This window comes from Pelagibacterium halotolerans, assembly GCF_044811015.1.
In the GTDB taxonomy this organism is placed as follows: domain Bacteria; phylum Pseudomonadota; class Alphaproteobacteria; order Rhizobiales; family Devosiaceae; genus Pelagibacterium; species Pelagibacterium halotolerans_A.
Window position 1 is genome coordinate 47891 of record NZ_CP085243.1, and the last position, 23872, is coordinate 71762.

Sequence of the window (23872 nt, forward strand, 5' to 3'; positions counted from 1 at the left end):
CACGGTGCCCGCGTCAAAGGGGGCGCATAAAAAAAGCCGCCCGGGAGGGGCGGCTTTCGCGTTCGCTATCGCAATGGCCTTACGCCATGGCCTTCTGCAGGTTGGCGTCGACGGCGTCGAGGAAGCCCATGGTGGTGAGCCAGGGCTGGTCAGGGCCGACCAGGAGCGCCAAGTCCTTGGTCATCTGGCCGCCTTCGATGGTGTCCACGACGACCTTTTCGAGCGTATCGGCGAACTTGGCGAGTTCGGCGTTGTCATCGAGCTTGGCACGGTGGGCGAGGCCACGGGTCCAGGCGAAGATCGAGGCGGTGGAGTTGGTCGAGGTTTCCTTGCCCTGCTGGTGCTGGCGGTAGTGACGGGTCACGGTGCCGTGGGCAGCTTCGGCCTCGACGGTCTTCCCATCTGGGGTCATCAGCACAGAGGTCATCAGGCCCAGCGAGCCGAAGCCCTGAGCGACGGTGTCGGACTGGACGTCGCCGTCGTAGTTCTTGCAGGCCCAGACATAGCCGCCTGACCACTTGAGCGCAGCGGCGACCATGTCGTCGATAAGGCGGTGCTCGTACCAGATCTTCTTGGCTTCGAACTTATCTTTGAACTCGGCTTCATAGACTTCCTGGAAGATGTCCTTGAAGCGGCCGTCATAGACCTTGAGGATGGTGTTCTTGGTCGAGAGGTAGCAGGGTACGCCGCGGCCCAGCGCGTAGTTCATCGAGGCGCGGGCGAAGTCGCGGATGGAGTCATCGAGGTTGTACATGCCCATCGCAACACCGGCGGCGGGGGCGTCGAACACTTCGTGCTCGATCTCGGTGCCGTCCTCGCCGACGAACTTCATCGTCAATTTGCCCTTGCCGGGGAATTTGAAATCGGTGGCGCGGTACTGGTCGCCGAAGGCGTGACGGCCGACGATGATCGGCTGGGTCCAGCCCGGCACGAGGCGCGGGACGTTCTTGCAGATGATGGGCTCGCGGAAGATCACGCCGCCAAGGATGTTGCGGATGGTGCCGTTGGGCGAGCGCCACATCTTTTTAAGGGCGAATTCCTCGACGCGCGCTTCGTCGGGCGTGATGGTGGCGCATTTGACGCCGACGCCGTGCTTTTTGATGGCATTGGCGCTGTCGACGGTCACCTGGTCGTCTGTGGCGTCGCGGTTTTCGACGCTGAGGTCGTAATATTCAAGATCGATGTCGAGATAGGGGTGGATCAGCTTATCCTTGATGGCCTGCCAGATGATGCGGGTCATCTCGTCGCCGTCGAGCTCGACGACGGGGTTGGCGACTTTGATCTTGCTCATAAATGTGCTCCTCGGCGCGCAAAGTGTCCCAGGGCGCTTCGTTCGGGCTAAGAGCGAAGCGCCCCACTGTTGGAGATGGCGGCTGACGGGAGATCAGCCAAAATCTGCGCCCCTATAGCAGAGCAATGATAAGGCGCAAAGTCTTCCGCCGCGATGGGGGCCTTGCCGAGCGGCGGTGGAGTGATGCGGCTTCTATAGTGTATTTACACATGTGCAATTACACTATAGTGCTGCGATATGACCTATGCCTTTTTCGATTGCCTCGTGCTCAACACCGTGATGGCGGCCCGTGCTTTAACGCGGCGCTACGACAAGGTGCTTCGACCGTTCGGGATTTCGGTCGTTCAGTTCACCGTGTTGATGACCGTGCGGAACTCGCCGCGTATGTCCGTCAATGCGATGGCAGCCCGGATTTCGATGGATCGCACGACGCTTCTGCGCAATCTCGATCCGCTGCGACAGCGGGGGTTTGTCGTGGTCGGGCGACCGGAGAAGGGGAATGTGCGGCACTATGAGCTGACCGGGAAAGGTGCGGATCTGCTCGAAGAGATTTTGCCGCTTTGGCGGGAATCGCAGGTCGAATTGCGGGCACTGGTAGCCGATACCGGGCCGGAGGACTTTCTGGGCGGGCTGCGCGCGCTGACCGCGGGCGAACGCATGGACGCCTGACCGTGGAGCTTTTGTTATGTTGCGCTTTCGAACCGCAAAAGTGGTTTCCACTTTTGCTGAAGGCGCTCCAGATCAATCCATAACCATTGATGGAGACTTTCGATGCAAAGCGATGATCCGGTTGTCATAACCGGTATGGGTGCCGTGAGCCCGCTCGGGGTGGGCGTTGCCACCAATTGGGAACGGCTGCTCGCTGGCAAGAGCGGGATCGTCCGCAATGACCGGTTCGACGTGAGCGCGTTCGCTTCACAGATCGCGGGCCTCGTGCCGCCCAAATCGCGGGACGAGAACGGGTTCGATCCGACCGATTTCATCGATCCCAAGGACATCAAGAAGATGGATGTCTTCATCCAGTATGGCCTCGGGGCCGCGCAGGAGGCGCTTGCGCAGGCCGGGTGGATGCCCGAGAGCGACGAGGACAAGGCCGCGACCGCGACGATTATCGCTTCGGGCGTGGGCGGATCACCGATCATGGCACAGACCGCGCAAACGATTGCCGAGAAGGGGCCGCGCAGGCTGTCGCCGTTCACCGTCCCCGCGTTTCTCGCCAATCTCGCGGCGGGGTGGATTTCGATCCGCTATGGGTTCACGGGTCCCATCGGGACGCCGGTGACCGCGTGCGCGGCCTCGGCGCAGGCGATCGGGGATGGGTTGCGGCTTATCCATACGGGGGAAGCCGAGGTTGTTGTGTGCGGCGGAGCGGAAGGATCGGTCGATCCGATCTCGATTGGCGGGTTCGCCGCGGCGCGGGCCCTGTGCACGAGCTTCAACGATGCGCCGGAACAAGCATCGCGGCCATTCGATACGAAACGGGCCGGGTTCGTTTTATCCGAGGGCGCGGGGGTGATCGTGATCGAGAAACTGAGCCATGCGCAAAAGCGCGGGGCAACGCCGCTGGCGGTGCTTTCAGGGTATGGCACCTCGGCGGATGCGTATCATCTCACGTCGGGGCATCCCGAGGGGCTCGGGGCGCAGGTGGCGATGCGGCATGCGCTCAAGATGGCGGGGATTTCGCCGGATGAAGTGGACTATATCAACGCACACAGCACCTCGACCGAGGTGGGCGACGCGGCGGAGATCGCGGCGATTTCGGGCGTGTTCGGGGATCGGGGGAAGTCGCTTGCGGTGACGTCGACCAAGTCCTCAACGGGACATTTGCTTGGCGCGGCTGGCGGTCTCGAAGCGATCTTTTCAGCAATGTCGCTACGGGACCAGACCGTGCCGCCGGCGCTCAACCTCGAGGAGCCGGACCCCGTTGCGGGCACATTCGATCTCGTGCCGAAAGTGGCCAAGAAGAAGGTGCTCAGGCATGTGCTGTCGAACTCGTTCGGGTTCGGCGGGGTGAATGCGTCGCTGATCTTGAGCGCGGTCTGATCACTTCGGCGGCAGCGTCTTTACGAAGGCCCACGCGCGGGCGATCCAGTCCGCGAGGGTGTCGTCGTCTTCGATGACGTCGCCGTCGACCTCGACGAAGCCGGACATGGTCTTTTCGCCCATGGTCATGGGGTTGCAACCGGGTTGGGCAAGGGCGTCGTCGTAGCCGTCCTTGCCCACACGCACCAGAAGGCTGCCGTCTTTCATTGGGCCGACGAGCATGTTGCCGTCAACCATGAAGGCGATACCGCCGAACATCTTCTTTTCTACGATGCCGGGACGGTTCCCGATCTGGGTACGGATGCGTTCGGCGAGTTCTTCGGATGCGAGGCTCATGGACTACATTTCCGCGTGAGATTCGATCTCGGGATCGACGATATCCCAGTCCGGGCGCTGGCTGGCGTAGAGATTGACCATCGGCTTGAACCAGCTCGAATCGTCGAAGGCACCAGCGGCGATGCCGATGACGGCGGGGTTCTTGGAGTTTTCGGCGAAGAGCCGCGAGCCGCAATTGGGGCAAAAATGCCGGGTGCGTTCGGAGCCGGAATCGGCGATGGATTTGTAGGTGGCCGTCTTGCCCTCGATGGCGACGTCCTCGCGCTTGAAAAAGGCCTGGACGATATGACCGGTGCCGGTCGAGCGGCGGCACTGCTCGCAATGGCACTGGGCCATGCGCACGGGCGGGTTTGCAACGGTGAAGGTGATGGCGCCGCACAGGCACCGTCCGGATGCGAACATGGGTTATAGACCCTCCCTATAGGTCTCGTAGCGGGGAATCGTATCGGGGAGTGTATCCCAATCGGCGTGGCTGCGTGCGAAGATCACCTGATTGGGAACGAACCAGTCGCCGCCCAGAAGCCCGGCGGGGATGAGCATGGTTTGCTCGGCGCGGGAGGATTGGGCGTAGAGCGTGACGCCGCATTGGGGGCAGAAATGGCGGGTCGTCGTCGCGCCAGAGGCGGCGGGGCGGGCAAAGGCCGAGAGCGTGCCGGATACCTCGACGTCTGCGGCTTTGACGAGCGCGACGGCGGAATGACCGGTGCCGGTTTCCTTCTGGCAGTCGAGGCATGTGCACAAGAGCATCGAGAGCACGGGGCCGTTGACGGTCAGGGTCGCGGCGCCGCACGAGCAGGTCGCCTGGGTGTCGAGCAAGGGGCGGTGAGGTGTTGTCATGGCGGCAGGCTGGCATGGTGGAACGGGGCTGGCAATCTTGATTTGCGGCGTCGCGCGGCGTAAGCGGGGCGCGAAAAAGGAGATACGCCTCACAATGGCCGGTACCGACACGAGCAAGGATTTCGTTTTCCGCCCCACGCCGGCGGTCATTCTGTGCGAGCCGCAGCTTGGCGAGAATATCGGCGCGGCGGCGCGGGCGATGGCGAATTTCGGGCTTTGGGACCTGCGGCTCGTCACGCCGCGCGATGGGTGGCCGAACGAAAAAGCCACGGCGGCTGCGGCGAAGGCCGACCATGTGATCGAGCGGGTACAGGTGTTCGATACGCTCGCCGACGCGATTGCCGATCTTAACCTCGTTTACGCGACGACGGCGCGCAGCCGCGAGATGTTCAAGCCGGTGATCGGGCCGGATGAGGCGGCGGACCGGATGACGGCGCATATTGGGGCAGGGCACAATGCGGGCATTTTGTTCGGACGCGAACGGTGGGGGCTCAACAATGAGGAAGTCGCGCTGGCCGATGCCATCGTGACGTTACCGGTCGAGCCGGCGTTCGCTTCGCTCAATATCGCACAGGCGGTGCTGGTGTTGGCGTATGAATGGCGGCGGGCGGCGCTCAAGGACGCACCGCTGCCGATTAGCGGGGATACGGGCACCCCAGCGCCGCGCGAGCAGCTTGTGGGGCTGATCGAGCAGTTGGGCGAAGCGCTCGACAGGGCCAATTACTTCAAGGCCGCCGACAAGCGGCCGGGGATGATGAACAACATCCGCTCGATGTTCGCGCGCGCCGGGTTCAACGACCAGGAAGTGCGGACGCTGCGCGGAATGATCGCCTCTCTCGACAGGCGGCACGAGCGGCCCAATCCACGTCGGCAGCGCACGGGGACGGCGATGCCCAAAGATTGAGCGGCTGGCGGCAACATGTTAGTGGGTTGAGTCCATCTGTTTGCATTCAGGTCTGCTATGTCGACGCCATCTTCGGCCTCCGCTCCGGAAAAGGTCCATTCGCCGGAGAGCGGCATGGCCTTCATGATTGCTGCAGTGCTGCTGGTGCCGATTGGCGATGCGTTGTCCAAAAGCCTGACCGGTGTCCTCGGCCCGTTCGAGATCGCGTTCTGGCGGTTCGGGTTCCAGATGCTGGTTCTGGGGCTGTTCATCGCGGTTATGCGCCGGCGGCTGGCGCGGGGGCCGTGGCACCTGATGATCATGGGCGGGTTGACTGCCGCGACGGTGCTGTCCGCTCTTATCGGGGCGTTCGTCACCATGCCGATTGCGACGGCGATTGCGATCTTCTTTGTCGAGCCGCTGGTCCTGACGGTGCTCTCGAGCCTGCTTCTGGGGGAGCGAACAGGCTGGCGGCGCTATGCGGCGGTGGGCGTGGGGCTCATAGGGGCCGTGATCGTGATCCGGCCGAGCTGGGATATTTTCGGATGGGCTTCGCTCCTGCCGTTGGTCGCGGCAACGGCATTTGCGCTCAATGCCATTGTCATCCGTAAGCTCTCCGGGGCGATGGACGCGGTTTCGATCCAGTTCTGGTTCGCGTTGGTCGCGGCGGTGGCCCTCGGGACGGGGTTGATGACGTTCGGCCGCTTCGATCTTTTCAGCTTCGGTGGCGGCTTCTCCGCGCACGGGCCGTGGGGACAGTTGCTGTTCATGGGCGCGCTTTCGGGGTTCACGTTTTTCCTTTTTGCCGAAGCGTTCCGGCGTACGCCGACTTCGACGCTGGCGCCGTTTCAGTATATCGAGATCATCGGGGCGACGATTGTCGGGTATATCGGTTTCGGCGACTTCCCCGATTTCTGGACCTGGGTTGGCACGGCGATCATATTCGCTTCCGGGCTCTATGTGTTCCAGCGTGAGCGCAAGCTGGGCCGGATCGACAGGGTGGAGGTCAGCGGACGTGCCGAATAGGGCCGGTCCTGCTTGACTTTCCAGCGATTGCCCCATAGAAACCGCCCATCCTGATTGGCTCGTTCCGTCAGGAAGCACCCGAGACCGTCGGTTTGCCGTTTCCAGTCAGGCATTCGAACCTGGCCGCACGACGTTTTTTCGCACGGTCTGTCAGCCGCGTCTTCGGGCGCGGCAGAGGAGGGCGCTGTCTTTGATCTAACACTTTAAAAGGACACGCGATGTCAAAGCGTCATACGCAGAAATATAAAATCGACCGCCGCATGGGCGAGAACGTATGGGGCCGTCCCAAGAGCCCGCTCAACGCGCGCGCCTATGGCCCCGGCCAGCACGGCCAGCGCCGCAAGGGCAAGCTTTCAGACTTCGGTGTGCAGCTCCGCGCCAAGCAGAAGCTCAAGGGCTATTACGGCTCAATCACCGAGAAGGCCTTTAAGCGCGTTTACGCCGAGGCTGCCCGCCGCAAGGGCGATACCGGTGAGAACCTCATCGGCATTCTCGAAAGCCGTCTCGACGCGATCGTTTATCGCGCGAAGTTCGTGCCAACCGTTTTCGCGGCGCGGCAGTTCGTCAATCACGGCCATGTGCTCGTCAATGGCAAGCGGGTCAACATCCCATCCTACAACTGCCAGCCGGGCGACGTGATCGAACTGCGCGAAAAGTCCAAGCAGCTCGCCATCGTGCTCGAAGCCACCCAGCTCGCCGAGCGTGACGTGCCGGACTATGTGGACGCCGACCACAACAAGATGACCGCGACCTATGTGCGCGTTCCCGCGCTGTCGGACGTTCCCTATCCGGTCCAGATGGAACCGAACCTCGTCGTCGAGTTCTATTCGCGCTAAGCGAAGCGAACAGCGTTTTGGAAAAGGCCGCCCGATTGGGCGGCCTTTTTGTTTGGTCAGGTCATGTAGGCGGCGACGAGGTTTTCGTCGGGCTCTTCATCCTGCGGGATGAAGCTTTCGAACCGCTTGAGCCGGGCGCGAACCGACATCAGCTCGATAACAACGGTCCAGGCTCTGGCAAGGAACTGGAACGAGGTCGCGACCTGCCCGAAGGCCTGCTGCACTTGCTGGTAGGCGCCCAACGTCAAAGTGCCTGCAAGAATTGCCGGTGACAGGGTCATCAGCGGAATATAGCCGGCAAGCTGCAGATAGCCGTAGCGCGCGAAATTGAAGTAGGTGTAGTGCCAGTAAATGCGGAAATAGTTGCGCTGCACATTGGCGAAAAGCTCGCGGACCGATGGGGGCGTTGCCCGGTCGGCGCTGTCTTCACCATAAACGAGTTCCTTACGGTACGCAGCTTCGACTTTCTGGTTCTCGAACTGCAGGCCGGGCAGTTTTATGCCAACTGCCGCAAGCAGCACGGTACCAAATGCCGACGCGACCAGCGCGACCCAAACAAGGCTGCCGGGTATGTCACCCAAAAAGGGAACATCGGCGACGTGCTGGGAGAGCGTCCACAGGATGGGCACGAAGACGGCGAGGGTGATGAGTGCATCGAAAAAGGCCGTGCCGAGATCTTCCATGATCTGGGCAAACCGCATCGTGTCTTCCTGAACGCGCTGGGCGGCGCCCTCCGTGGTCCGTATTGCGGGCCAATAGCCCATATAGTAGGCGTTCATCGCCTTGCGCCACCGGAACACATAGTGCGACGTGAAAAACGCCAGAAGCACGAGAACGAGGATGCGTGGCGTCAGTACAATGAACAGCAAGAATATGCCGCCGTAAAACTCTTCCGGGCTCACTGAGCCAGGTTGGGATAGCGCCTGTTGTACCGTATTGAAGAATGCCCCCTGCCAATCGTTTACGAAGGCATCAACCTGGACGTTGAAGTAGATGACGATCAGGATGGTCGTCGTGCCGACCACGGACCACCAGTACCAGCGGTTGCGCTTATAGACATACCAGAACGCGCAGAAGGCGAGTGCGACGATGAGCACGTATTGGTAGAGCCAGACGCGTTCGGCGTTGAAGAAGGTGCCTTCGGGCAGGCATAAAAGTTCGGCGACGATGCCATCTTCCTGAACCTCACCGGGGGGTGCTACATCCGGTGCAGTCTGGCCTTGAGGCAGGTCCTCGGTCGGCGAAACGGCCTCGCAGGTCGGGAGAATCACAAACCGGTCGATGCTTAAATACGTCTGTAGCGTGCTGCCGACTGTCATCCATATGACGGTCGCCAGCATCAGCCACGCGAGCGCGGAGCCGAAAAACAACCGGGGTGCGGGAAAGAAGGATCGAAACACTTCTGCGTCCTCTTTATGGTCAATTGGTGGACGGCGCCGAACCGGCGCATCGTCCGTTGAAATAGCTAAGAGTTCGGGAGAAATTAAAGCAAGCGTTTCATTTTCCCGTAAACGGGAATGTGACGCCGACGTGAGAGCGATTTCATTGCTTTAGACGCAAATTTCCGTGCGGAGATTTAATCGCCAACAAGGCGGCTGCCATAGGGTGCGGCGCGTGCCGTACCGCGCGCCGCAACGGGGGCGCGGTGGCATTAGGCAGAGGTTCTCTCTGGCTTCAAATGCGTCACCCAATGGATGGCTGCGTTCTCCATAGCGCCCCCGGAGGGCGCATCCATCCTGCGGGGCTTTCCTCCCACGCCGATAGCCTATATCAAGCCTCGGGGCGTCGATGCCCGGAGCTTTTTGTGTTGCAGGCGCTTAGGGAGTGCGGACCATGAGCAGTGCCGAACCTCTGATTCTCGATCACGACGATACGGGCGGGCACAGCCTCTATCGCAATGCGCCGGGCGGGGTGGAATTCAACAAGCTTCGGAAGCGGTTGATCCGACTTACGCGCGAAGCACTCGAGGCCTACGGCATGGTTCGGCCGGGTGAGAAGTGGCTCGTCGCGCTCTCGGGCGGCAAGGACAGTTACGGGTTGCTGGCGATCCTGATGGACCTCAAATGGCGCGGGCTCCTGCCCGTCGAGATTCTGGCGTGCAATCTCGATCAGGGGCAGCCGGGGTTCCCCAAGCATATTCTGCCCGAGTTCCTTGACCGGCACGGCATTCCGCACCGGATCGAATATCAGGACACCTATTCGATCGTCACCGACAAGCTGTCCGAGGGAAGCACGTATTGCTCGCTATGTTCGCGGTTGCGGCGGGGGCATCTTTACCGGATTGCGCGGGAGGAGGGGTGCTCGGCGCTGGTTCTCGGGCATCACCGCGAGGACATTCTTGAGACCTTTTTCATGAACCTCTTTCACGGCGGCAAGCTTGCGGCAATGCCGCCCAAACTCTTGAACGACGAGGGCGACCTTGAAGTCCTCCGGCCATTGGCGTTCTGTGCCGAGGCCGACCTGGCGCGGTTCGCCGAAGCGTTGGCGTTTCCGATCATCCCTTGCGACCTGTGCGGCAGCCAGGACGGGCTTCAGCGCAATGCGATGAAGGCGATGCTCGACGATTTCGAGCGCAAGATGCCGGGGCGTAAGGACGTTATGATCCGGGCGCTCGGCAACATAAACCCCAGTCACATGCTCGATACGCGGCTGTTTGATTTTGCCGGACTGGCCGCGGAGGTTGCGCAATGAGTATCGACGTTGCGGCGCTCGCCAATATCCTGCGCGATGCGGCGAAGGCCGAGATCCTGCCCCGCTTTCGCAAGCTCGATGCTGGCGAGGTGACCGAAAAAACCGATGCGGTCGATCTCGTGACGGTGGCCGACGCGGCAGCGGAGCGGTTCATCGGCAAGGCGGTGGGCGTGCTTGCGCCGGGGGCGGCATTTGTCGGCGAAGAGTCGGTGGCTGCGGACCCGTCCCTGCTTTTAGAGGTCGGCAAGGCCGATCTGGCCATTGTCGTCGATCCTATCGACGGGACGGCGAACTATGCTGCGGGGTTACCTCTGTTCGGCGTGATGGCGTCGGTGGTTTCGAAAGGCGAAACCGTTGCCGGGATCATCTACGATCCGATGGGGGACGACTGGCTTATCGCCGAAAAGGGTGCAGGGGCGCATTTGGTTCGTCCCACGGGCGAGGCGATCCCGATTTCCGTGAGCGCGCCGGTGGCGCTTGGCGATATGGTGGGGCATGCATCGCTGGGGCTTACACCGATGGATGCCCGTAAGCGGTTCTTCGCGAACCTCGCCAAGCCGCGTATCGTCGCCAACTACCGTTGCGCGGCGCATGACTATCGGACCTTTGCGACCGGGCACTGTCACTTTCTGATGTTCAACAAACTCATGCCCTGGGATCATCTGGCGGGTGCACTGATTGTGCAGGAGGCCGGCGGGTATCTGGCGAAATTCGATGGTTCGCCCTACGCGCCGTCGGATACGGCGGGCGGGCTGATTGTGACGCCCGACGCAGAGAGCTGGAATGTTCTGCGCCAGGCGGTTTTCACGGTTTAAGCGCTGCCTCAGCGTTCGAGCTTCAAGCCTGCTTCGGACCAGTCCTTTTTGCCGCCGGTGTAGACGGCGATGTTGGAATAGCCCAGACCGGCAAGCTCACCGGCAGCTTCGTGCGAGTTCGCGCAAGTATCGGACGCGCAATAGATCACGACCGGGGCATCCTTGCGGGCCACGTGCGATTGCGCCGTTGCTGCGACTTCCGCCGGCGGCATCATGATGGCGCCTGGCAGGTGCCCGTGATCGAAATATTTCTTGTCCAGCGCTTCGAACACGATTGGCGGTTCCTTGCTCAGCATGGCCTGAGCGAGGTCCGAACGCGACACTTCTTTGGTCATTATGGTCTCCTTTCGTTGCAATTACGATAATTGCATATGCATATATATAGCGATGGACATTGATTGCAAGTGCAATTAAATGTGATTGCGAGAGGTGAACCATGACGGACAATGAACGCCAGCATCTGGCCTGGAGCCAGTGGTTGAATACCCATGCGATGGCGCTGCGGGCAATTGAGGGGCAGCTCAAGGCTGCGGGGCAGCCGCCATTAGCCTGGTACGACCTGTTGCTCGAGCTTGAGCGGGTGGGGGGCGAAATGCGGATCGGCGATCTTGCGGAGCGCTTGGTCGTCGAGCGCTATAACATGACACGGTTGCTCGACCGGATGGCGGGTGAGGGGCTCATCGAGCGCCGGGCGGATCCGGTCGACCGCAGAGCGGCGCTTGCGGTTATCACGCCGGCGGGCAAAGCCACACGCGCCAAAATGTGGCCGCACTATCGGGCAGCCATCGATTCGGTGTTTTCAGACGCATTGACGCCCGCAGATGCGGCGGCTCTGACGGCCGCCCTGCGTAAGGTAAAGGCGCGTTTGAAGCAGGACTAGCCGCTTCAAACGTCTATGTGGTGGTCTTGTAAGCCTCGCCCACTCCGAAGAGCCGGCCCTTTTCCGCAATGAGCACGAGGACAAGGGTCGAGAGGCCGAGGACGAAATAGCCAGTTGCGACGGGCACAAGCGTGCCGTCGAAGTTCTGGCCGATATAGGTGCCTAAAAGGGCGCCGCCGGCGGTCTGGATGAAGCCGAAAACCGACGAGGCCGTGCCCGCGACATTCCCCAACGGCTCCATGGCGAGCGCGTTCATGTTGGGCGCCGTCCAGCCGAACATGAACATCGCGGCGGAGACGAGGGTGAAAAACAGCCATAGCGGCACGTCGATCGTTATCGCCAGGACAAGCCACAACAGGCTGAAGGTGATGAAGCAGAGCAGAGCGCCATGCGCCAGCCGGCGCATGCCGATTTTACGCACCATGATCGAATTGGTGTAGGACGAAACCGACATTATGCCCGCCCCGGCGGCGAAGTAGATCGGGAACATTGCGCCGGTTTCGTAGATTCCGACATAGATCTGCTGAGAGGTCGAAATGAAGCCGAAGAGCGCGCCGAAGATGAAGGCCCCCGCGAGACCGTAGCTCATAGCCGGGATGTTGGAAAAGACGATACGGAAACCCTCGACGACGATTCCAAGGCGTAGTTCGCGGCGGTTCTCGGGCATGAGGGTTTCTGGCAGGCGCACGAAGACCCAGACGAAGACGATTACGGCGAGGCCGGCCATGAAGAGGAATATCCATTGCCAGTGACCGGCGGTTAGAAGTAGCTGGCCGACCGAAGGTGCGACGACTGGCACGATCATGAAGACCATGAAGACAAGCGACATGACCTCCGCCATCGCGCGTCCGCCGAACCTGTCGCGCACAGTGGAGACCGCGATCACCCGCGTGCTCGCAGCGCCCAGGCCCTGCACAAAGCGCAGTGCGAGCAACGTAGCGAAATTGGGTGCTACTACCGCAAGGGCGGCGGCAGCGATGTAGATCAGCATGCCGACCAGAAGCGGCGGGCGGCGTCCGAAGCGGTCCGAGAGCGGACCGAAGAGGAGTTGAGCGGCCCCGAAGCCGAGCATGTAGGTCCCAAGGACGAGCTGTGCCTCGTTTTCACTGGCGACGTTGAGCGCCTCGGCCATGTTGGGCAGGGCGGGCAGCATGACGTCGATGGCGAGCGCGTTGAGCGCCATCAGCGATGCGATCAGCGCAATGAATTCGGGGCGGGAAACCTCCCGCTTGGCTACGGCTGAAGTGGTCATTGGATGTCTCAAACGGTTTTGGCCGGGTTGGTATCCCGGCCATTGAGCGTAAACTTTGAACCCGCATTCGGTCGATGGCAACCCAAAAACCGTGCTCAGAGCATAGAATCTATTCGGCTGCCACCGGTGCAGGCGCAAGGAAAAGCGGGGCCGGTTTTTCCTTGATCGGCAGGTGCACGAGCGCGGAGCCTAGACCGATCATGATGCCGAGATACCAGACGAGGTCATAATTGCCGGTGGTATCGAACACCACGCCGCCGAGCCAGACACCGAGGAACGAACCGATCTGGTGCGAGAGGAAGGCGACGCCGTACAGCATGCCCATATAGCGCGGACCGAAGAACAGGCTCACAAGCCCGGCGGTGGGCGGGACGGTGGCGAGCCAGAGAATGCCGAGCGTAGCCGCGTAGATATAGGTTGAGGCTTCGGTGATCGGTAGGAACAGGAAGGCCATGGTGCCGACAGCGCGGAGGAAATAGATGGCCGACAAGAGGTAGTGCTTGGGCATACGGTCGCCCAGCCAACCGGCCAGGAGCGAGCCTGCGACGTTGAAGAGCCCGATCAGCGCCAGCGCCCAGGAGCCGACCGCCGGGGAAAGCCCGCATTGGAGGAGGAAGGTCGGGAAGTGGACGGTGATAAAGGCCAGGTGGAAGCCGCAGACGAAGAAGCCGATGACCAGGAGACGATAGGAGCCGTGGCCGAGCGCTTTGGCGAGGGCCTGCATGAAGGGCAAATCGGCGCTGCCCGGTGCGCTTTCGGTGCGGCCGCGCAGGGTGATCGAAAGGGGCACGACGAGGAGCAGGATCGCACCGAGATAGACGAGCGCCATCTGCCAGCCGAACTGACTGATGAAGGCCTGGCCGAGCGGTGCGAAGACGAATTGGCCCATAGAGGATGCGGCCGTGGCGACACCGAAGACTGTTGAACGCTTTTCCGGCGGCACGGCGCGGCCGAAGGCGGCCATGACGATGCCGAACGAGGTCGCCGCAATGCCGACACCCATGATGACGCCGGCGGAGAGGGTGAACATTTCGACGCCTGGGCTATAGGCGGCCATAACCGCGCCTGCGGCGTAGATCAGTCCACCGATCGCCAGCGTGCGCCCGGTGCCATACCGGTCGGCAAAGCCGCCGGCGAAAGGCTGTGCTATACCCCAGATGAGGTTCTGGACAGCAAACGCCATGGAAAAACCGGTGCTCGACCAGCCCAGATCGGCGGTCATGGGGGCCTGGAACAGGCCGGACGAGGAGCGCACGCCAAAGGTGATCATCGCGATGACACAACCGGCCACGATGAGGATCGGCAGGGGAATGCGCAGTGGAGGCCGGGTGACAGACAGGGTGGTCATCGGGGCAGGTCTCATTTTTATCGTCGGGTGACGATAAAGGGCTTGGGGCGGGGCACCAAACGAAAATGACGAATGGCAGCTATCAGCTTGGCTGATGTGAGCCCGAAGCGTGGGTGGATTGCTCCGGTGTTTCCGCAAAGACGGCGCCCAGAAACGCCAGAATACGGCTTAGCGCGGCCTCGCCGTCCGGGATGTCGAGGTTGAACTGGTACTCGTGAGGCAACGAAGGTGAATGGTTCTTTGGGTAGAACAGCGAATCGACCTCGATACCGACCGATTCGAGCTTCCGGGCGAAGGCTACGGATTGGGGTTCGAGCGGATCGCCATTGCCGGCGGTGATAAAGGTGGGCGGGAAGGCCGGCGTGACGTAGTCGATGACCGAAGCTTCGCGGACGACGCCGTCGCTCATGAAATCCTTCTTCCCCGAATAAGCCCAGAGGACCGAGTGGACGAACCAGGCGAAGGCGCCTTTCTGGTCGGCCATGTCGAGGTCGTAGGCGCCGCAGAAGAGCAGGAGGCCGGCGATCTGGTTCGCGTCAATGGCCGGGGCGATACCAATTTCTTCGGCATAGTCCGGCGCAGTGGCGAGATTGGCGATCTGTGCCGTGATCTGGGCACCTGCCGAATCGCCGGCGAGGACGATGCGGTTGGGGTCGATGTTGTAGTCTTCGGCGTTGGCGATGAGGTGCGCGAGGGCGGCGGTGACCTGTTTGACGGGCGTAGGATAGGTTGCTTCGGGCGCGATGGTGTAGTCGAGGCTCACCGCCGTGTAGCCGTGGCTGGCGAGGATGCGGACATAGTTGTCAACGCCCTCCTTGCTGCCTGCTACCCAACCGCCACCATGCGTCCAGACTATGGTGGGCAGCGGGCCGTCCGTGCCTTGAGGATAAAAGAGATCGAAAATCTCGTTAGGGCCGTCGCCATAAGCGAGGTTAAGGCGCTCGGTGATGTTGGACGGGAGATGCTTTTCGAGCTTTCCCATCGCCATCTTGTCGCCCATCGTGAACATCTGCCGGATGATCAGGGCCGAAGGCCAGGGACTGAGCTGGAAGGCGAGATAGACGACAACCGCGATACCAGCGACGCCGCCGAGGGCAGAAAGAAGAAACATTTTCATCACGACCGGTTCCCCAAACTTGAGCAGAGCCTAGTGGGGAAAACGGCGCAACGGCAATAAAAAAGGCGCAGCCGAAACTCCGCCTTCTTCGCATTCATCTGTCGGCCTGATCAGGCGGTCTGCTTGACCGGGACGCCGGCGTTCTGGAAGTGCGTCTGCAATTCACCAGCCTGGAACATTTCGCGGATGATGTCACACCCGCCGACGAACTCGCCCTTTACGTAGAGCTGGGGAATGGTCGGCCAGTTCGAATAGTCCTTGATGCCCTGGCGCAGCTCGTCGCTTTCGAGCACGTTGGCCGAATCGTATTCGACGCCGAGATAGTTGAGAATCTGCACCACCTGGCCGGAGAACCCGCATTGGGGGAAATCTGGGGTGCCCTTCATGAACAGGAAGACGTCGTTGGACTTGACCTTCTCGTCGATGAAGTTGTTGATATCACTCATGAAATTCTAACCTTTCTCACCCGGAGAGGAGACGGGGTTCATCGGTGTTTCCCGATAGATAGGGGATTGGGACCCCGATGTCGAGGGGAGGCTAACTCAAACGCTCGGTGATGAACGGATGGCCAATGCAGTCTTTATGGGTTTCGTAGAGAACCGCTTCCCAGCCATACGCATTGGCGGCTTCTATGACCTTGGGACTATCGTCGAAAAACAGCGGTGGCGTGTCTTGCGGGCCGATACGCTCCATTACGCGGTCGAAGAATGCTGCGTCCGGTTTCGAAACGCCCATGCGGGACGCGTAGAACATGTCCTTGAAGAGATCCCCGTAGCCGAGTTCCTGCCAGATGTAGAAGGCGCGCAAGTGATCCTGGTTGGTGGCCATGTAGAGGTCCACGCCCGGTTGGCGCGCGAGTTTCTTGACCGTTTCGAACATGGCCACGTCGATATTGCTGTCGTGCCGCAGCCAATAGTCTACCAGCGTCAGCGACGAGCCCTTATAGCCAAGGCGCGGCAGAACGTCGTCCAGCGCTGCAACAAGGGACAGCTTTCCGGGGAGCACTTCGTTGATAAAGGTGCCGTAAATGAACTCGGTTTTGAAATCCTCAGGGCGAATGCCGAGGTCTTCTAGGAGGTTTTCATCCCAGCGTTGCTGCAGCTCCGGCTTGGCGTGATAGCCATGAACGAGCACGCCGTCGACGTCGAAAAAGACCGCCCGCGCCATTACCGCCGCACCACGCCCAACCCGTTGAGCACTTCGCGGGTGATGTTGAACGCCGCGATGACGTCCTGATGACGCTTGAACCCGACGAGTTCGCGCTGGACGAAATAGGCCCACACCGCTTCGCGGGCGTCCGCAAGGAGCGTGGGGCGGTCGCCGTCCTCGGCGTGAAGCGCGGCCATGGTCTTTTCGACACGCGCTTCGGCGGCGTTGAGCGAGGAGGCGCGCTCGGCGAGGATTTCGTGTTCGAGAACCGCCTGACCGCCTTCGGGGTTGACGGCTTTGATGAGGTCGAGGGAGTCCCTTAGGGTCATTGGCGGTCCTCCTCTTAGGGCTTTAGTCCGGCGCGCTCGTTTGGAGCGCCAGGGCGTGCAGCTTGCCGCCCATGTCGCCCTTCAAGGCTGCATAGACGAGCTGGTGCTGCTGCACCCGGGATTTGCCACGGAAGGCTTCGGATACGACCGTTGCGGCGTAGTGATCGCCGTCGCCGGCCAGATCGCGGATGTCAACCTTGGCATCGGGCAGCGCCTTTTTGATGAGGCCCTCGATTTCGGCTGCATCCATTGGCATGTAAGGCTCCTAAACTTGATCAAACACATCGCTGCGCTCGGCAGACTGTAGGTGGTTGCGCACGCTCCTCTCAATCGTCATCGCCGGGCTTGACCCGGCGACCTCGCCGCCTATTTTCCCCACCAGATTCGTGGAGGCCCCGCAAGGTCCGCGGGCCAAGCCCGCGGATGACGGATGGAGGGGAGGGTGCATTCCGCACAATCCCTTTGCACCGCCTCTAGTTAATTGTAGCGCCCATAAAGGCGGGGAACCAGCCCTCGTAGGCGGCCACAAGGTCTGCCACCGATATGGCGCGTGCGGCGCCGAGCTTCAAGGAATCCCCGCCCGTCGTGCCGATCCGGATGGCCGAGACGGGAGCCGGGGCGATCACCTTTTCGGCATCTTCGGGCTTGACCGTGACGAGGTAGCGGTTCTGGTCTTCGCCGAAGAACGCGGCGACGGGATTGCCCGCGGGTGCGTCGATCGTCGCGCCGATATTTCCGGCAATCGCCATCTCGGCGAGGCCGAGGCCGAGGCCGCCGTCCGAGAGGTCGTGGACGGCGGTGGCCAGCCCATCGTGGATCAGCGAGAGGACGAATTGGCCGGCGGCTTTTTCGGCATCGAGATCGACATGCGGTGCGGTGCCTTCGCGGCGGCCGTGCAGGTCGCGCAGATAGGCGGACTGGCCCAAATGGGAACCCCAGCCTTCGGGGGCGCCGACGAGGAGGATGACGTCGCCTTCTTCGGCGAAACCCTTGCGGGCCATCTTGGAGCTGTCGGGGATCAACCCCACCCCGGCGATGGTGGGCGTTGGAAGGATGCCGCGGCCATTGGTTTCGTTGTAAAGCGAGACATTGCCCGAAACGATGGGGAATTCGAGCACGGTACAGGCTTCGCCGATGCCTTTGATGGCATGAACGATCTGGCCCATGATTTCGGGGCGCTCGGGATTGCCGAAATTAAGGTTGTCGGTGGCCGCGAGCGGCTCGGCGCCGGTGGCGATGAGGTTGCGCCAGCATTCGGCCACCGCCTGCTTACCGCCTTCATAAGGGTCGGCTTCGCAATAGCGCGGGTTGACGTCCGAGGAGAAGGCGAGGGCTTTTTCCGGGTGCCCGTCTACGCGCACAACACCGGCATCACCGCCCGGCGTCTGCAGCGAATTGCCGCCGATGAGCGTATCGTATTGCTCATAGACCCAGCGGCGCGAAGAGTGGTTGGCGGAGTTCAGAAGGCCGAGGACAGCGTCCGCGACGTCCATCTGCGGGACGGCGTCCGGTGCGATGGGCGCAGGCAGAGTGGGAGCGACCCAGGGGCGGTCGTATTCGGGGGCCTCGTCGCCCAATTCCTTGATGGGAAGGTTGGCGACTTCCGTGCCCTGCCAGAGCACGCGGAAGCGGAGGTCATCGGTGGTCTTGCCGACGGTGGCGAAGTCGAGTTCCCACTTTTCGAAGACGGCGCGGGCTTCGGCTTCCTTTTCGGGGTGGAGGACCATGAGCATGCGCTCTTGGGATTCCGAGAGCATCATCTCGTAGGCGGTCATGTTCTCTTCGCGGACGGGCACCGCGTCGAGGTCGAGCTCCACGCCGAGGTCGCCCTTGGCGCCCATTTCAACCGCCGAGCAGGTGAGGCCCGCCGCGCCCATGTCCTGGATGGCGATCACCGCGCCAGTGGCCATCAACTCGAGGCACGCTTCCAAGAGCCGCTTTTCGGTGAACGGATCGCCGACCTGGACGGTGGGGCGCTTTTCCTCGATGTCGTCGCCGAATTCGGCAGAGGCCATTGTCGCGCCGCCGACGCCGTCGCGGCCGGTCTTGGCGCCGAGATAGACGACGGGCAGGCCAACGCCCTTGGCTTCCGAGAGGAAAATCTTGTCGGCGTCCGCGAGCCCTGCCGCGAAGGCGTTAACGAGGATGTTGCCGTTGTAGCGCGCGTCGAACTGAACCTCGCCGCCGACCGTCGGCACGCCGAAGGAATTGCCATAGCCGCCGACACCGGCGACGACGCCGGAGACGAGGTGTTTGGTCTTTTCGTGATCGGGTTCACCGAAGCGGAGCGCGTTCATCGCGGCGATGGGGCGCGCACCCATGGTGAAGACATCGCGCAATATGCCCCCGACGCCAGTTGCGGCGCCCTGATAGGGCTCGATATAGCTGGGGTGGTTGTGGCTCTCCATCTTGAAGACGACCGCCTGGCCGTCGCCGATATCGACCACACCGGCGTTCTCGCCCGGCCCCTGGAGCACGCGCGGGCCCTTGGTGGGCAGGGTCTTGAGCCACTTTTTCGAGCTTTTATACGAGCAGTGCTCGTTCCACATGGCCGAGAAGATGCCCAATTCGGTGAAGCTCGGCTCTCGGCCGATCAGGTCGAGGATCTTTTGGTATTCGTCGGGCTTAAGGCCGTGATCGGCGACGAGTTGGGGCGTGATCTGGGGTTCGTTGGGGATGGTCATGGAGCGAGCCAAGGTTTAACGACGGCGCCAATGCACGAGGCCGTGAACCTGCGTGCCTTCCGCATCGAATCTGGAGGATAGAAGGTTATAGTTTTCGCTATCGGATTTTTCGAAGTGACGAAAGATCGAATAGGACATGAGGTCTGCGAGTTGGATAAGCCGGGATGCGCGGGAATCTACGAACATTGGAACCTCAGCGACATTTCTTAGCGTACCCCAACGGTGTCCTGTCGAGGAAAAATCGCGCGCTAATCCCTGGAAACGCCGCTCATAGCCGGTTTTGTCCATGATGAGCAAGCCGCGCTGCGTATCACCTTCCCGGTGCAGGCGCGTAAGGTATCGGTCGAAACGGTTGCACAATTGCTCGAACGCGAATTCGACCGGGTCGTCGCCTTCGACCGAGCCTTTTTCCATCACGACTGAGAAAATCTTGTTTTTCGGGTGCGTGCGTTTGAACGCAGAGATCGCATCGGAAATCGCAAGGTTTCTGTCCGCTCGCGGAAATCTCTTCCAGCCCCGATTACCCTGAACCATCGGATTGCCATGCAATTCAATGCTGTGAGGGTCAGCTGCATCGAACCTTTCGGCAATGGCGTCCAGTTCTTTGGAGAGCCAATATGTTTGTCGCTCGAAGATGGCGAAGCCCCCAAGGACGAAATGCGTCAGGTTGGGGTCGTCGATATCACCTGAGTCATCCACGTAGAGAAGGTACATTGGTTTCCAAAAATAAGGCTAGCCAAGGAGCTCATATGAACTCACGGCCCGCATGGGCGGACCTCTCGGCTAGCTCTAGCGAATATAGTTCACCATGCGGCTGCGTTCAATCCAAAAGCCCGGCGAAGATGCCGCGGCCGTCTTCGCCGCCATGGGCGGGCTCGATGAGGTTTTCCGGATGAGGCATCATGCCCAGGACGTTGCCGCGGGCGTTGACGATGCCGGCGATGTCGTTGAGCGAGCCGTTGGGATTGGTGTCTTCGGCGTAGCGGAAGACGACCTGGCCGTTATCCTCAAGCGTTTGGAGCGTTTGGGCGTCGGCGAAATAGTTGCCGTCGTGGTGCGCGATGGGACAGCGGAAGACTTGGCCGGCTGCGTATTCGCGCGAGAAGGGCGTGTTGGCGTTGGCAACCTGGAGCTTGACTTCCTTGCACACGAATTTGAGCGACGCGTTGCGCATGAGGACGCCGGGGAGAAGGCCTGCCTCAGTGAGAATCTGGAAGCCGTTGCAGACGCCGAGGACGTGGACGCCCTTTTCGACGCGCTCGCGGATGACGTTCATTATGGGCGAACGGGCCGCGATGGCGCCGGCGCGGAGATAGTCGCCATAGGAAAAGCCGCCGGGGATGACAATCAGGTCGACGTCGGGGAGTTCGGCATCTTTGTGCCAGACCACGGCGGGCGGGGTGCCGCCGATTTTTTCGAGCGCCGCGATCATGTCGCGGTCGCGGTTCAAGCCGGGAAAGACGACGACGGCGGACTTCATCGCGCGGGCCCTTCATGTACAGGATGATGGCGGATGCGGGCCTTTTCGGGATTTTGCGCGCAAAAGGCAAGGGGGTTGTTGGGCTTTCGCACCAACAACCCCCTTTATTGCCGACAAATCGGTGTTATTGAGCCGGAGTCTGCGCGGGGCGCAGGCCCCAGCGGCTGCCGGGTGCGCCCGGAATGTGCGCCCAGGCGGGACGCTCGAAGAGGAATTTTCCGAAGCCGGTCTTGCCGATGATCCAGTAGAGGACGAGGGGGCTTGTAACGGCGACGATCAGGACGGCCAAGCTTGCAATGCCGGTGTCAATGTTCGGCATCACCTTGAGCAGGAGCGTCCGGAAAACGCCCATGGGGATGACGAAGCTCAGGTAAATGACGATTGAATTTGCGCCGATCCAGCGCAACCAGGCGAAGCCCGGCGCTTTGGCGAGCAGCACGGCGGTGGTGCAGACTGCGAGTGCGCCGGCGACTGCGAGGACGAAGGTGGCGCCCGGGATGCCGGCGACGCCGAGCGTCACAAAGCCCGGGGCGACCACATGGCCGGGTGCGAAGACGAGGGCGGCGTTGGCGACAGCCCAGAGGGCCAGGCTTCCGAGGGCCAGAACGGGGCGTTTGCCGATCTCTTCCGCCAGTCGCATGATCCAGGGGGCGCCGGCATAGCCGAGGTAGAAGTAGACGAAGTAGTGCGCGGTGTAGTTGAGGATTGCCAGCGGGGTTTCGACCGGGGCGATCGAGAGCGCGGCTGCGGCGATCACAGTGGCCCAGTGGGGAATCTTCAGTTGCCATAAGACCTTGGCGATCAGGCCGAAGACCGCCAGCGCGTAGATGAACCAGAGGACGGAGTAGGGGTCATAAACCGCGGTGCCCAGGGTGGCGAGGGTGCCTGCCGGGTCACGGTCGACCAGCAAGTGCTTGAAAAGGATAATGATTACGGCCCAGAGCGCGTAGAAATAGAGGTAATGCACGATGCGCCGGTCGGCGAAATGGCGCCAGGGACGGGCAATGACCGCGCCCAGGAAAAGCCCGGAAATCAGGAAGAATTCGGGCATGCGGAAAGGCGTCGCGAAGGCGAGGATGTAGTGCATGAAACCGGTCTGGCCGGTGTCGTTGCCCACGCCATAGGTCGAGTGCATCATCACCACGAGGATGATCGAGAGGCCCTTGGCGAGGTCTACCCAATTGAGGCGGGGCTTTTGTGCGGCTGTCATTTTCGCGTCCCTTACGCGTTCAATTTGCGGCAAAGCGTGCGCGCGGTTTTAACATTGCATGACACAATTGGGCGGTTTGTACGCGGTTATGGTGAACAGGAACCGTTAACCGGCCAGGGAAAAGCAAAAAGCCGGAAGCGTCACTTCCGGCTTTTACGTGGGGTATTAAGTGCCCCTAAAATTCCACTCGTGCCCGTCAGGCCGGCACGGTCCCATAAGCGGCGACCATGATCCCCAAGGCTGCGAAGAACAGAAGGGACAGGGTGGCGGTTTTCAGCATTTAGTCACAACTCCTTGGCCGCGCCGAACAGAGTTGGCGCGGGCATTTAGTTTAAGTTTTAGAGGTTAACCGATAATCTCTATGTCGAAATTTTCGATGACAGTGTTGGCGAGCAGCTTTTCGCACATGCGGCGGATTTCCGTCTCGGCGGAAACCGCGTCCGCGGCGTCGAGTTCGAGGTCGAAGACCTTACCCTGGCGGACGGACTGGACGCCCTCGAAGCCCTGCCCTACGAGCGAGCCTTCAATGGCCTGACCCTGAGGGTCGAGCACGCCGTTCTTCAAGGTGACGATGACACGGGCTTTCATGGTTCCGGTTTCTTCCCTTGATTGCGGTTTGTTATTGGACCAGCCGGGGGCCGGTCGTGAGCGCGTTATCGGCCTCGACGAGAATACCCAGGCGCTGGGCGACCTCGCGGTAGGCGTCGACGAGCCCGCCGAGATCCTCGCGGAAGCGATCCTTGTCGAGCTTGTTCCGGGTTTTGACGTCCCAAAGCCGGCAATTGTCGGGCGAAATCTCGTCAGCGAGCACGATGCGCATCAGATCGCCCTCATAAAGGCGGCCGCACTCGATCTTGAAGTCGACGAGCTGGATACCGACGCCCATGAACAGGCCGGTGAGGAAATCGTTGACGCGCACGGCAAGCGCCATGATGTCGTCGAGCTCCTGCGGGGTGGCCCAGCCGAAGGCGGTGATATGCTCTTCGGAAACCATGGGATCGTTGAGCGCGTCGTCCTTATAGCAGAATTCGATGATCGAGCGGGGGAGCTGGGTACCGGGCTCGAGCCCGAGGCGCTTGCACAGCGAACCCGCCGCGACGTTACGGACGATGATCTCGAGCGGGATGATCTCGACTTCACGGATCAACTGCTCGCGCATGTTAACGCGGCGGACGAAGTGGGTGGGGATGCCGAGCTGGTTGAGCTTGGTGAAAATGAACTCGGAAATCCGGTTGTTGAGGACGCCCTTGCCGTCGATGATTTCGTGCTTGGCGCCGTTACCGGCGGTGGCATCGTCCTTGAAATGCTGAATCAGGGTTCCGGGTTCGGGGCCCTCATAAAGGACCTTGGCCTTGCCTTCATAAATCTTGCGACGACGGTTCATTTCACCTGTCCGTTGATGATCCGGTTATGGATCGGGGCGATTTTCGGAATTGCGCGCACTCATGCGCCTTTTTGCCCCCAAAAAGCAAGCCCCATGATAACGGGGACGATGTTTTCGGCGGCATTCATAACGCGATTCCACCCGCTATTGCGCAAAAACGCGACCATTCGGTCAGCACGGTTAATCGGTGCGGCATTACCGGCGTTGATTTGCGCGAGAGAACCGCATATTGCACACTCATAGTCCAACGACCGCACATAGGCGGTTCGACATCGGGAGCA

27 protein-coding genes are annotated in these 23872 nt (G+C 61.2%); 8 read left to right on the top strand and 19 right to left on the bottom strand.

The genetic code is table 11. The annotated features are described in order from the left end of the window. Window positions 1-79: 79 nt before the first annotated feature. Entirely contained in the window at window positions 80-1291 is a 1212-nt protein-coding gene (locus LG281_RS00230) for an NADP-dependent isocitrate dehydrogenase (RefSeq protein ID WP_404403252.1), read from the bottom strand. 237 nt (window positions 1292-1528) lie between these two features. Between LG281_RS00230 and LG281_RS00235 the strand changes: the two genes are divergently transcribed. Further along, window positions 1529-1960 (top strand): MarR family winged helix-turn-helix transcriptional regulator, encoded by a 432-nt coding sequence (locus LG281_RS00235; RefSeq protein ID WP_404403253.1) that lies wholly within the window; start codon window positions 1529-1531, stop codon window positions 1958-1960. A gap of 102 nt (window positions 1961-2062) precedes the next feature. Beyond that, entirely contained in the window at window positions 2063-3334 is a 1272-nt protein-coding gene (fabF, locus tag LG281_RS00240; RefSeq protein ID WP_404403254.1) for a beta-ketoacyl-ACP synthase II, read from the top strand. On the opposite strand, the gene LG281_RS00245 is transcribed toward fabF, so the two are convergent. From LG281_RS00245 to LG281_RS00255, 3 genes are read right to left on the bottom strand one after another with little or no spacing between them, the layout of a single operon-like run. Next, the gene (locus tag LG281_RS00245; RefSeq protein ID WP_404403255.1) at window positions 3335-3670 is read right to left on the bottom strand and encodes a TfoX/Sxy family protein; all 336 of its coding nucleotides are present in this window, start codon (window positions 3668-3670) and stop codon (window positions 3335-3337) included. 3 nt (window positions 3671-3673) lie between these two features. Then, on the bottom strand, window positions 3674-4072 hold the full coding sequence (locus LG281_RS00250) for a GFA family protein (RefSeq protein WP_404403256.1): 399 nt from the start codon (window positions 4070-4072) through the stop codon (window positions 3674-3676). Between the two features lie 3 nt (window positions 4073-4075). After that, window positions 4076-4507 (bottom strand): GFA family protein, encoded by a 432-nt coding sequence (locus LG281_RS00255; protein ID WP_404403257.1) that lies wholly within the window; start codon window positions 4505-4507, stop codon window positions 4076-4078. Between the two features lie 94 nt (window positions 4508-4601). On the opposite strand from LG281_RS00255, the gene LG281_RS00260 reads away from it, so the two are divergent. The 3 genes from LG281_RS00260 (at window position 4602) to rpsD (ending at window position 7252) form a co-directional block, all read left to right on the top strand. Then, a complete protein-coding gene (locus LG281_RS00260; RefSeq protein WP_404403258.1) occupies window positions 4602-5411 on the top strand; it encodes an RNA methyltransferase in 810 nt (269 codons plus the stop codon). Between the two features lie 114 nt (window positions 5412-5525). Then, window positions 5526-6416, top strand: a complete 891-nt coding sequence (locus tag LG281_RS00265) for a DMT family transporter (RefSeq protein WP_404403259.1) — start codon at window positions 5526-5528, stop codon at window positions 6414-6416. A gap of 218 nt (window positions 6417-6634) precedes the next feature. Continuing rightward, window positions 6635-7252 carry a 30S ribosomal protein S4 gene (rpsD, locus tag LG281_RS00270; RefSeq protein ID WP_404403260.1) on the top strand — a complete coding sequence of 206 codons (618 nt, stop codon included), beginning with the start codon at window positions 6635-6637 and terminating at the stop codon, window positions 7250-7252. 56 nt (window positions 7253-7308) lie between these two features. Here the strand turns inward: rpsD and LG281_RS00275 are convergent, their stop codons facing one another. Continuing rightward, complete coding sequence (locus LG281_RS00275; RefSeq protein ID WP_404403261.1) at window positions 7309-8652, bottom strand: peptide transporter; 1344 nt, start codon at window positions 8650-8652, stop codon at window positions 7309-7311. A gap of 433 nt (window positions 8653-9085) precedes the next feature. On the opposite strand from LG281_RS00275, the gene ttcA reads away from it, so the two are divergent. Then, window positions 9086-9943: a tRNA 2-thiocytidine(32) synthetase TtcA gene (gene ttcA / locus LG281_RS00280; RefSeq protein WP_404403262.1), complete on the top strand. Its 858-nt coding sequence runs from the start codon at window positions 9086-9088 to the stop codon at window positions 9941-9943. Then, window positions 9940-10758 carry an inositol monophosphatase family protein gene (locus LG281_RS00285; RefSeq protein WP_404403263.1) on the top strand — a complete coding sequence of 273 codons (819 nt, stop codon included), beginning with the start codon at window positions 9940-9942 and terminating at the stop codon, window positions 10756-10758. Before ttcA ends, LG281_RS00285 begins: the two co-directional genes overlap by 4 nt. Before the next feature lie 8 nt (window positions 10759-10766). Here LG281_RS00285 and LG281_RS00290 read toward each other — a convergent pair whose 3' ends face one another. Next, window positions 10767-11093 (bottom strand): rhodanese-like domain-containing protein, encoded by a 327-nt coding sequence (locus LG281_RS00290; protein WP_404403264.1) that lies wholly within the window; start codon window positions 11091-11093, stop codon window positions 10767-10769. Between the two features lie 101 nt (window positions 11094-11194). On the opposite strand from LG281_RS00290, the gene LG281_RS00295 reads away from it, so the two are divergent. Next, a complete protein-coding gene (locus tag LG281_RS00295) occupies window positions 11195-11638 on the top strand; it encodes a MarR family winged helix-turn-helix transcriptional regulator (protein ID WP_404403265.1) in 444 nt (147 codons plus the stop codon). 13 nt (window positions 11639-11651) lie between these two features. On the opposite strand, the gene LG281_RS00300 is transcribed toward LG281_RS00295, so the two are convergent. The 13 genes from LG281_RS00300 to purC form a co-directional block, all read right to left on the bottom strand. Beyond that, the gene (locus LG281_RS00300) at window positions 11652-12890 is read right to left on the bottom strand and encodes a multidrug effflux MFS transporter (RefSeq protein ID WP_404403266.1); all 1239 of its coding nucleotides are present in this window, start codon (window positions 12888-12890) and stop codon (window positions 11652-11654) included. 109 nt (window positions 12891-12999) lie between these two features. Beyond that, on the bottom strand, window positions 13000-14238 hold the full coding sequence (locus LG281_RS00305) for an MFS transporter (protein ID WP_404403267.1): 1239 nt from the start codon (window positions 14236-14238) through the stop codon (window positions 13000-13002). Window positions 14239-14320: 82 nt separating this feature from the next. Beyond that, on the bottom strand, window positions 14321-15355 hold the full coding sequence (locus tag LG281_RS00310) for an alpha/beta hydrolase (RefSeq protein ID WP_404403268.1): 1035 nt from the start codon (window positions 15353-15355) through the stop codon (window positions 14321-14323). 110 nt (window positions 15356-15465) lie between these two features. Next, window positions 15466-15801 (bottom strand): Grx4 family monothiol glutaredoxin, encoded by a 336-nt coding sequence (gene grxD / locus LG281_RS00315; protein WP_404403269.1) that lies wholly within the window; start codon window positions 15799-15801, stop codon window positions 15466-15468. A gap of 91 nt (window positions 15802-15892) precedes the next feature. Further along, the gene (locus LG281_RS00320; protein ID WP_404403270.1) at window positions 15893-16522 is read right to left on the bottom strand and encodes an HAD-IA family hydrolase; all 630 of its coding nucleotides are present in this window, start codon (window positions 16520-16522) and stop codon (window positions 15893-15895) included. Continuing rightward, window positions 16522-16833, bottom strand: coding sequence for a DUF6665 family protein (locus LG281_RS00325; RefSeq protein WP_404403271.1), 312 nt, complete (start codon window positions 16831-16833; stop codon window positions 16522-16524). The genes LG281_RS00320 and LG281_RS00325 overlap by 1 nt, the downstream gene beginning before the upstream one ends. 22 nt (window positions 16834-16855) lie before the next feature. Then, on the bottom strand, window positions 16856-17089 hold the full coding sequence (locus LG281_RS00330; RefSeq protein WP_404403272.1) for a BolA family protein: 234 nt from the start codon (window positions 17087-17089) through the stop codon (window positions 16856-16858). A 217-nt stretch (window positions 17090-17306) separates the two neighbouring features. Then, window positions 17307-19517, bottom strand: coding sequence for a phosphoribosylformylglycinamidine synthase subunit PurL (gene purL / locus LG281_RS00335; RefSeq protein WP_404403273.1), 2211 nt, complete (start codon window positions 19515-19517; stop codon window positions 17307-17309). Between the two features lie 15 nt (window positions 19518-19532). Then, window positions 19533-20231 (bottom strand): DUF3800 domain-containing protein, encoded by a 699-nt coding sequence (locus LG281_RS00340; protein WP_404403274.1) that lies wholly within the window; start codon window positions 20229-20231, stop codon window positions 19533-19535. 106 nt (window positions 20232-20337) lie between these two features. Continuing rightward, window positions 20338-20997, bottom strand: coding sequence for a phosphoribosylformylglycinamidine synthase subunit PurQ (gene purQ, locus LG281_RS00345; RefSeq protein WP_404403275.1), 660 nt, complete (start codon window positions 20995-20997; stop codon window positions 20338-20340). 124 nt (window positions 20998-21121) lie between these two features. Then, window positions 21122-22207 (bottom strand): acyltransferase family protein, encoded by a 1086-nt coding sequence (locus LG281_RS00350; RefSeq protein ID WP_404403276.1) that lies wholly within the window; start codon window positions 22205-22207, stop codon window positions 21122-21124. A 345-nt stretch (window positions 22208-22552) separates the two neighbouring features. Beyond that, entirely contained in the window at window positions 22553-22795 is a 243-nt protein-coding gene (gene purS, locus LG281_RS00355) for a phosphoribosylformylglycinamidine synthase subunit PurS (protein WP_404403277.1), read from the bottom strand. Between the two features lie 31 nt (window positions 22796-22826). After that, entirely contained in the window at window positions 22827-23591 is a 765-nt protein-coding gene (gene purC / locus LG281_RS00360; protein ID WP_404403278.1) for a phosphoribosylaminoimidazolesuccinocarboxamide synthase, read from the bottom strand. Window positions 23592-23872 lie beyond the last annotated feature (281 nt).

Bases quoted from the DNA above. Each gene is read 5' to 3' on its own strand.
- LG281_RS00230 (WP_404403252.1), bottom strand. From the start codon at position 1,291: ATGAGCAAGATCAAAGTCGCCAACCCCGTCGTCGAGCTCGACGGCGAC.
- LG281_RS00235 (WP_404403253.1), top strand. From the start codon at position 1,529: ATGACCTATGCCTTTTTCGATTGCCTCGTGCTCAACACCGTGATGGCG.
- fabF (WP_404403254.1), top strand. From the start codon at position 2,063: ATGCAAAGCGATGATCCGGTTGTCATAACCGGTATGGGTGCCGTGAGC.
- LG281_RS00245 (WP_404403255.1), bottom strand. From the start codon at position 3,670: ATGAGCCTCGCATCCGAAGAACTCGCCGAACGCATCCGTACCCAGATC.
- LG281_RS00250 (WP_404403256.1), bottom strand. From the start codon at position 4,072: ATGTTCGCATCCGGACGGTGCCTGTGCGGCGCCATCACCTTCACCGTT.
- LG281_RS00255 (WP_404403257.1), bottom strand. From the start codon at position 4,507: ATGACAACACCTCACCGCCCCTTGCTCGACACCCAGGCGACCTGCTCG.
- LG281_RS00260 (WP_404403258.1), top strand. From the start codon at position 4,602: ATGGCCGGTACCGACACGAGCAAGGATTTCGTTTTCCGCCCCACGCCG.
- LG281_RS00265 (WP_404403259.1), top strand. From the start codon at position 5,526: ATGGCCTTCATGATTGCTGCAGTGCTGCTGGTGCCGATTGGCGATGCG.
- rpsD (WP_404403260.1), top strand. From the start codon at position 6,635: ATGTCAAAGCGTCATACGCAGAAATATAAAATCGACCGCCGCATGGGC.
- ttcA (WP_404403262.1), top strand. From the start codon at position 9,086: ATGAGCAGTGCCGAACCTCTGATTCTCGATCACGACGATACGGGCGGG.
- LG281_RS00285 (WP_404403263.1), top strand. From the start codon at position 9,940: ATGAGTATCGACGTTGCGGCGCTCGCCAATATCCTGCGCGATGCGGCG.
- LG281_RS00290 (WP_404403264.1), bottom strand. From the start codon at position 11,093: ATGACCAAAGAAGTGTCGCGTTCGGACCTCGCTCAGGCCATGCTGAGC.
- LG281_RS00295 (WP_404403265.1), top strand. From the start codon at position 11,195: ATGACGGACAATGAACGCCAGCATCTGGCCTGGAGCCAGTGGTTGAAT.
- LG281_RS00300 (WP_404403266.1), bottom strand. From the start codon at position 12,890: ATGACCACTTCAGCCGTAGCCAAGCGGGAGGTTTCCCGCCCCGAATTC.
- LG281_RS00305 (WP_404403267.1), bottom strand. From the start codon at position 14,238: ATGACCACCCTGTCTGTCACCCGGCCTCCACTGCGCATTCCCCTGCCG.
- LG281_RS00310 (WP_404403268.1), bottom strand. From the start codon at position 15,355: ATGAAAATGTTTCTTCTTTCTGCCCTCGGCGGCGTCGCTGGTATCGCG.
- grxD (WP_404403269.1), bottom strand. From the start codon at position 15,801: ATGAGTGATATCAACAACTTCATCGACGAGAAGGTCAAGTCCAACGAC.
- LG281_RS00320 (WP_404403270.1), bottom strand. From the start codon at position 16,522: ATGGCGCGGGCGGTCTTTTTCGACGTCGACGGCGTGCTCGTTCATGGC.
- LG281_RS00325 (WP_404403271.1), bottom strand. From the start codon at position 16,833: ATGACCCTAAGGGACTCCCTCGACCTCATCAAAGCCGTCAACCCCGAA.
- LG281_RS00330 (WP_404403272.1), bottom strand. From the start codon at position 17,089: ATGCCAATGGATGCAGCCGAAATCGAGGGCCTCATCAAAAAGGCGCTG.
- purL (WP_404403273.1), bottom strand. From the start codon at position 19,517: ATGACCATCCCCAACGAACCCCAGATCACGCCCCAACTCGTCGCCGAT.
- LG281_RS00340 (WP_404403274.1), bottom strand. From the start codon at position 20,231: ATGTACCTTCTCTACGTGGATGACTCAGGTGATATCGACGACCCCAAC.
- purQ (WP_404403275.1), bottom strand. From the start codon at position 20,997: ATGAAGTCCGCCGTCGTCGTCTTTCCCGGCTTGAACCGCGACCGCGAC.
- LG281_RS00350 (WP_404403276.1), bottom strand. From the start codon at position 22,207: ATGACAGCCGCACAAAAGCCCCGCCTCAATTGGGTAGACCTCGCCAAG.
- purS (WP_404403277.1), bottom strand. From the start codon at position 22,795: ATGAAAGCCCGTGTCATCGTCACCTTGAAGAACGGCGTGCTCGACCCT.
- purC (WP_404403278.1), bottom strand. From the start codon at position 23,591: ATGAACCGTCGTCGCAAGATTTATGAAGGCAAGGCCAAGGTCCTTTAT.